This window comes from Pseudomonas sp. 18.1.10, assembly GCF_024655625.1.
Lineage (GTDB): Bacteria > Pseudomonadota > Gammaproteobacteria > Pseudomonadales > Pseudomonadaceae > Aquipseudomonas.
Genome location: NZ_JANLGL010000272.1, coordinates 1 through 6,381, shown reverse-complemented (window position 1 = coordinate 6,381; position 6,381 = coordinate 1). Strand labels below are relative to the sequence as shown.

Here is a 6,381-nt window from a genome sequence, read left to right as displayed (position 1 = left end):
CCACAGTTGGAACGCGTACCCCTGTGGGAGCGGGCTTGCCCGCGAAGAGGCCCTCAAAGCCAACACAAAAAAAGGCCCCTGGACTCACACCCAGGGGCCTTTTCATTTCAGCCGAAAAACTCAGACCTCATCCAACTCCGGCTCATCCGCCTGCACATTCACCGTCGCCTTCACCCCATCATGCCGACGGATGTACTTCCAATCCGCCTCATCGATATAGATCCCATTCGGCCCGCTGCCGCCTTCCAGGTCAATCGCCACCTGGGCGGAAACCTGCGGCTTCACACTCGCCAGGATCGGCACAAAGCCCAGTTGCAGACTGGTTTCCAGCAACGCCGCCTGGTTCTTCTCGTCGATATCCGCCGCCTCGTCGAGGTAGTACGGCAAACGCACGCGCCCGGCCTGGTCGCGGTCCATCAAGTGCAGCAACAAATACATGTTGGTCAGCGCCTTGATGGTCATGGTGGTGCCGTTGGACGCGGCGCCGTCGATGTCGGTGTGAATCACCGGCTGGCCGTGCACCTTGGTGATCTCGAACGCCAACTCGAACAGATCCTTGAGGCCCAACTGGTTATGGTTGGCCGCCACCAGGCGCGCCAGGTATTCCTTGGCCTCTTCGTTCTTGTTGTCCTGCTCGGCGCTCTGGCTCAGGTCGAACACCGACAGGGTTTCGCCTTCTTCATACTGACCAGCACTGTGGATGATCTGGTCGATATGCTTGAGGGCTTCCTTGTTCGGTGCGAGCACGATGCGGAAGCTTTGCAGGTTGGAGACCTGGCGCTTGTTGATCTCGCGGTTGAACAGCGCCAGTTGATGCTCAAGGCTGTCGTAGTCGCTGCGGATATTGCGCAAGGTCCGCGCAATATCGGTGACCGCCGCACGACGCGCCTTGCCCAGCGTCAGTGCTTCATCGGTACGGTGCGCATACGCGTTGATTAGCAGTTGCAGGCGCCGCTCAACGTCATCCTCGCTGTCGAACTTGGCCACGCCCTTGAGGCGTACCTGGGCATACAGCGCCTCGATCTGCCCATCTGCGCGCAGCAAGCCTTGCCAGCTGTCCTGATAGTCATTGAGCAGCGGCAACAGGTTGTCCATGGAATCGTCGACCGGGTCCATGAACGGCGTGCCGAACGGCAAGTCCGCCGGCAACAACTGGCGACGGCGCAACGCGTCATCCAGCGTGCGTTGCTTGGCCTCCATATCGCCGATCTGGCGGCCCACCAGTTGCAGCTTGGCCGACAGCTGCTGGACACGCTCGGTAAACGCGTCGCTGGAACGCTTCAACTCGTCCTGCGCCGCTTCCATCTGTGCGAGGTTTTCCAGCTTCTCGCCTTCTTCCGCGCTCAATGTTTGCGCGCGACGGAAATCTTCCAGGGCCTTCTGCGCGTCCAGCACCTGTTGGTACAGCGCTTCGGTCTGGGTTTTGCTCGCCGCGCGGTCGGAGGCTACAGCCTGCTGGGTCTTGAGTTGCTTGAGTTCTTTTTCCAGGCGTTCTTTCTGGTCGCGCAACGCCGCGCGATCCGCCAGGGCCTGCAATGCCGGCGGTTCGATGTGGGAGATGTCGATGGACAGCCCCGGCACTTCAAAACGTTCGCCCTTGAAGCCATCGAGGATCTGCTCCAGGGATTTGACCCACTGGCCGTCCTCATCCAGCGTGATGCCATGCTCGCCCAACGGCAGGCTGAACAGCGAACTGTTGAACAGGCGCATCAGACGCTCGACATCCTGCTGTGAGAATTCTTCGCGCAGTTTGGCGTAGCTGTTGTTGTCCGCGTGGTCGAGTTGCTGCTTGACCGACTTCAAGCGTTTTTCCAGCTCGCGCAAGCGCTCGTCCAAGTCCTCGGCGCTGAACTGCCGCGACTGCGCCAGGGCGCCGGCGAGTTCATCGTGAGCATCCTTGGCCGCCAGCAATTGCTGCTCCAGCACTTTCACATCATCGACCAGCGCAAAGCGATGCTTGAGCACCGACAGTTCGCCCAGCCAACGCTGGATGCCACTGATTTCCCGCTCCAGGCGCATCAGCTCCTGGGTGCCGCCGCGCTGGTCGTTCTGCAGCGCGTCCTGCTCGTTGCGGTAATGTTCGGCCTGGATGGTCAGTTCTTCCTTGCGCGCACTGGCGTAGTCCGACCAGGTGCCGAGCAACGAATCCAACAGCGGCGACAGGCGATGCAGCTTGCCGCGCAATACGTCGCGCAGGCGCACGCCATTGGCCAGCGCTTCAACCAGCGGGCCGGCGGCGACCAGCGAGTTGTAGTCCTGCTCCATGCGTCGCACATCGCGGAAGGCTTCTTCGCACGCCGCGATGTAATCCACGCTACCGGAGCGCAGGCTGTGTTCGAACGCATCGAGGAACAGTTGCTTGAGCTTGGCCGCCGTGATTTCGCGCATGTGCAGCAGGTTGATAAACAGCGCGCGGAAGGTCTTCAGGCTCTGCTCGCTGGTAGAACGCAGCGGGATCAACGTCAGGTCCAGCGGGATCGACGTGTGGCCGCCCACCAGCAAACGGCGTAGTTCATCGGGCTTGAGCTCGTAGGCTTTCAGGCCTTCGCGCTCCAGGTTGGTGAACAGCTCTTTCTGCCGCAGGCAGGTGTCGTTCTTCTGGTAGTGCGCCAGGTCCAGCTTGCCCGCGTAGGCAAAGAACTGGTGGCCGAAACCGCCGCCCGGGCCGCGCCCGACCACGCCGATCACGTGCGGGCCGTGGGGCAGGGATACTTCGACGAGGATGTAGCTAGTATCGGTGGCGAAGTAGAAACGCCGGGATTGTTCCAGCGTGTACTTGCCGAAACTCATGTCCGACATGCGCGCCAAAATCGGGAACTGCAAGGCGTTGATCGACGCGGATTTACCCAGGTTGTTCGCGCCGTATACCGACAGCGGCTCTTCCAGCGGGAACAAACCCAGGCTGTAACCGGCGGTGTTCAATAGGGCGAAGCGGCGGATGCCGTAGCGTTCCTTACTCATGCGTCGGTCTCCTGTTCTTCGGCAATGGCGCGGGCCAGGGCGTCTTCTTCGCTGTCTTCGGCGAAGTCGCTGAGGTCCAGCGGGTCATCGGTTTTCAGCAGTTTTTCATCGCTGTCTTCATCGATGATGACCGGCGCCGGCAGTGGCAACACGCTGTGCACGCTGGCCGCCAGGTCGCGGTCCTGCTGCACCGACAGGCACACGTCGAGGAAACGGTGCATCGGCGGCAGGAAGCGATAGATACCGTTGTCTTCGCTGGCAAAACCCAGCTGGGTCATGCGGCGCATGATTTTTTCTTCGAGTTCTTCCTGGGTCTGCACTTCGGCCTGGATAAACAGGTCGCGGTACTTCTCCAGCAGCGACGGCAACTCATCGCGGCCGAGGCTGCCACCGTCGAGCACGGCAATCGGGTCGCGGCCCTGGTCGGCCAGATGCTCGACGATGATGAAGGTGAACAACGCCAGGCGCTGCGCGGTCTTGTTTACCTGCGCGGCGGCCACGGCGGTGTCCGGCACGAAATAGTAGAAACCGCGTGTGTCGCAGACCAGCTCAAAGCCCAAGGCCTTGAACAGCGTGCGGTATTGGTCCTGGAAGTTCGACAGTTGGGCGTACAGCTCCGGGTCGCGGCGGCTGACGTGGTAACCCTTGAACAGCTCGCGAAAGATCGGCGCCAGCTGGGACAGTTCGGATAGATCAAGATGCATAAGGTGTGCTCGCAGAATTCTCGGCGGCGTCAGAGCTGGCCGGGAGCAGGGCGAAGGAGCGCAGGCTGACCTGGTGCTCGGTGGTGTGGTAGTCGCGGCGTTCCAGGCGTTCGCGCTTGAAGCGTTTTTCGCGGGACAGCCGTGAGAACCAGTACAGCAATTCGTCGGTGGCGCCGTCCGGCTCCTGCTCCAGCAGCCAGGTCATCAGGTCCGGCATCGGCAGCGCGTCTTCGCAGCGTTCGAGCATTTCCTTGACCGTACGCGGTGCGCGCTGGGCGTCGCCTTTGTGGGATTTGTGCGCCTTGGGGAATTTTGCCGGTTTCGGCTCGAAATTCGCCAGGGCGTACACATAGGCTTCCACCTGGCTGGCACTGCCGAGAAAGGTGCTTTGCGGGCGCGTAAACATCGGCATCGCGGCCTGTGGCACCGCGTCCAGGCCTTTACGTCGAATGGCCGACAAGGCCAGCGCCGCGCCACGGGTCACGGCGTTGTGCCGGCGCGCTTCTTCACGCAGCGGCAGCAACAACTCCCGCGCATGGCGCAAGGTCAACTGGGCGCTGGTCTGCATTTCGAGGATGCGCGCGTGGGTGCGCAGCAGCATGTCGTCGTCCACCAGGTGGCCGAGGCGCTGTTGCTCGGTGAGCAGGCGCAGCAGCACGTTCTCGACCTTGCGCACGCCTTGCTCGAACGCGCCGTCGGCGTTCACCAGCTGGATCATCGGTTCGACGTATTCGTCCCAGGTCGCCAGGACCTCGGCATAGCGCTGGCGCAACGGAATCTGCCGGTCGCTGGTCTTGGCGCGGTCGGCCACGGCAGCGAGGGCTTGTTCATCGTTGGCGAGTTTTTTCAGCACATCCCGCACGCGCATATCCAGCAAGCGCAGCTGGCGGGCCAGGTCGTGGCCATCACGGATGTCGAAGGCGTCCTGGATATAACCCGCCAGGCGCTCAAGGTGGCGCAGGTAGGCTTCGATTTCCAGGCACAGGCCAAGCCGGTGCTCCTTGCGAAGATACGCCAGGAAGTCATGGATCTGTGCGTTGAGCTCGAAACGGTTCGGGCTCTTGGCGACAGGCACCAGGATGTCCAGGCGAATCCACACGTCCAACAGGCTGGTGATGTCCTGTGGCGTGCTGTCCAGTTGTTGGGCGGCCAGTTGCGCGCGCAGCTCGGCAAGGCTCAGGGTGCCTTGGTCGAAGTGTTCGCACAGAGGCTCAAGTAATGCCCAGTGTTCGGCGAGGGCGCGTAGGACGCGCTTGGGTTCGATCATGGGAGTGGCCGGCTGGTTGGCGATGAAAAGTCGCGATTGTACTGCATCAGACGGGGGATTTATCCACAGCCGGTCAGTACGCAGTGGGCGATTGTTGCCGAACAACGGTAGAATCCCCGCTCTTTACTTATCCACAAGTGGCCGAGCTGTGCTTATCGAGTCCCGACGTCGCGCTTACTTGACCGCCATGCAGGTGGTCAACTGGCTGCCCCGCACCGAACTGCCGTTTGCCGCACCCTCGCGGCCCGAGTTGTTGCAGGTGCCTGAGCCCTACGAGGCGTTCGAGTCGTCGGGCGAGGAAGCGGCTGCGCCGGTGGCCGTGGTCAAGCCTGATGCGCCGGTACGCCCTGTTGTAGAGCGCGCCAAGGTCGAAGTGCCGCGCCCGTCGCCGGTGACCAAGGCGGCCAAGGTGGCCGAAGAGGTTGCCCCGGTGGCCAAGGCGCCGGTGGTGCCGCCACCGCGTTTCGCCCTGCAATTGCTGCGGGCCGGGCGCTGCCTGCTGCTGGTGGAGTTGCCCACCGGCGAACGTTTCCAGACCCGCGACCCGGCCTACATGTTGCTCAAGGACATGCTGCGCGCCGCCGGCCTGCCCGACAGCCCGCAGATCGTCGGCGACCCGGTACGCTGGCCGTTGCTGGTGCGCGGCAACATGGACCAGGGCCCGGACGCTGCGCGGGATTTTGTGCAAGGTTTTGTGTCTGCGCGTTTGGAAGACGAACCCTGCGTGTGCCTGTGGCTGATCGGCCTGCCCGCCGTGCGCTTTGCCGGCGAAGCGAATGCTGAAGCCTGGTACCGCGAACTGCAGGTCGAGGGCCTGGGCTCGGTCTGGGCCCTGCCGGGCCTGGAATTATTAATGGAAGAGCCACAGCGTAAGGCTGATGTCTGGCAAGCCATGCGCCGGCTGATGGCGCGCTGGAAAACAACCGATGATTGAGGCTTTAACCTTTCGCCCGATGACCGAGGCCGACCTCGACGCCGTGCTGAAAATCGAATACGCGGCCTTCAGCCACCCTTGGACCCGTGGGATTTTTCTCGACGGGCTGGGTAAATACCAGATCTGGCTGATGTTCGAAGGCGAGCAGCAGGTGGGGCATGGCGTGGTGCAGATCATCCTCGATGAGGCGCATTTGCTGAACATCACCGTCAAGCCGGAAAACCAGGGGCGCGGCCTCGGGTTGGCGTTGTTGGAACACCTGATGTCCCGGGCGTATGCGGCCAGTGCGCGGGAGTGCTTTTTGGAAGTGCGCGACAGCAATACGGGCGCGTTTCGCCTGTATGAGCGCTACGGTTTCAACGAGATTGGCCGTCGTCGTGACTATTACCCTGCCGTAGGTGGCCGCGAAGACGCGGTTGTCATGGCCTGCACCCTAGTCGACTAAACACACTTTCCCCTGTGAACACGGACCCCTGTGGGAGCTGGCTTGCCTGCGATAGCATCGACTCGGTGTC

5 protein-coding genes are annotated in these 6,381 nt (G+C 62.2%); 2 read left to right on the top strand and 3 right to left on the bottom strand.

The genetic code is table 11. The features are described from left to right. Positions 1-120 precede the first annotated feature (120 nt). The 3 genes from mksF to mksB are packed head-to-tail and all read right to left on the bottom strand — an operon-like array spanning position 121 to position 4,932. Positions 121-2,961: an Mks condensin complex protein MksF gene (gene mksF / locus NUV89_RS26625; protein WP_257783662.1), complete on the bottom strand. Its 2,841-nt coding sequence runs from the start codon at positions 2,959-2,961 to the stop codon at positions 121-123. Beyond that, entirely contained in the window at positions 2,958-3,665 is a 708-nt protein-coding gene (mksE, locus tag NUV89_RS26620) for an Mks condensin complex protein MksE (RefSeq protein ID WP_065929713.1), read from the bottom strand. Before mksE ends, mksF begins: the two co-directional genes overlap by 4 nt. Next, entirely contained in the window at positions 3,655-4,932 is a 1,278-nt protein-coding gene (gene mksB / locus NUV89_RS26615; RefSeq protein WP_257783661.1) for an Mks condensin complex protein MksB, read from the bottom strand. The genes mksE and mksB overlap by 11 nt, the downstream gene beginning before the upstream one ends. A gap of 187 nt (positions 4,933-5,119) precedes the next feature. On the opposite strand from mksB, the gene NUV89_RS26610 reads away from it, so the two are divergent. Together NUV89_RS26610 and rimI are read left to right on the top strand one after the other, a co-directional pair. After that, positions 5,120-5,866 (top strand): energy transducer TonB, encoded by a 747-nt coding sequence (locus NUV89_RS26610; RefSeq protein ID WP_257783663.1) that lies wholly within the window; start codon positions 5,120-5,122, stop codon positions 5,864-5,866. Next, positions 5,859-6,311 carry a ribosomal protein S18-alanine N-acetyltransferase gene (gene rimI / locus NUV89_RS26605; RefSeq protein ID WP_257783660.1) on the top strand — a complete coding sequence of 151 codons (453 nt, stop codon included), beginning with the start codon at positions 5,859-5,861 and terminating at the stop codon, positions 6,309-6,311. Before NUV89_RS26610 ends, rimI begins: the two co-directional genes overlap by 8 nt. The last annotated feature ends 70 nt before the right edge of the window (positions 6,312-6,381 follow it).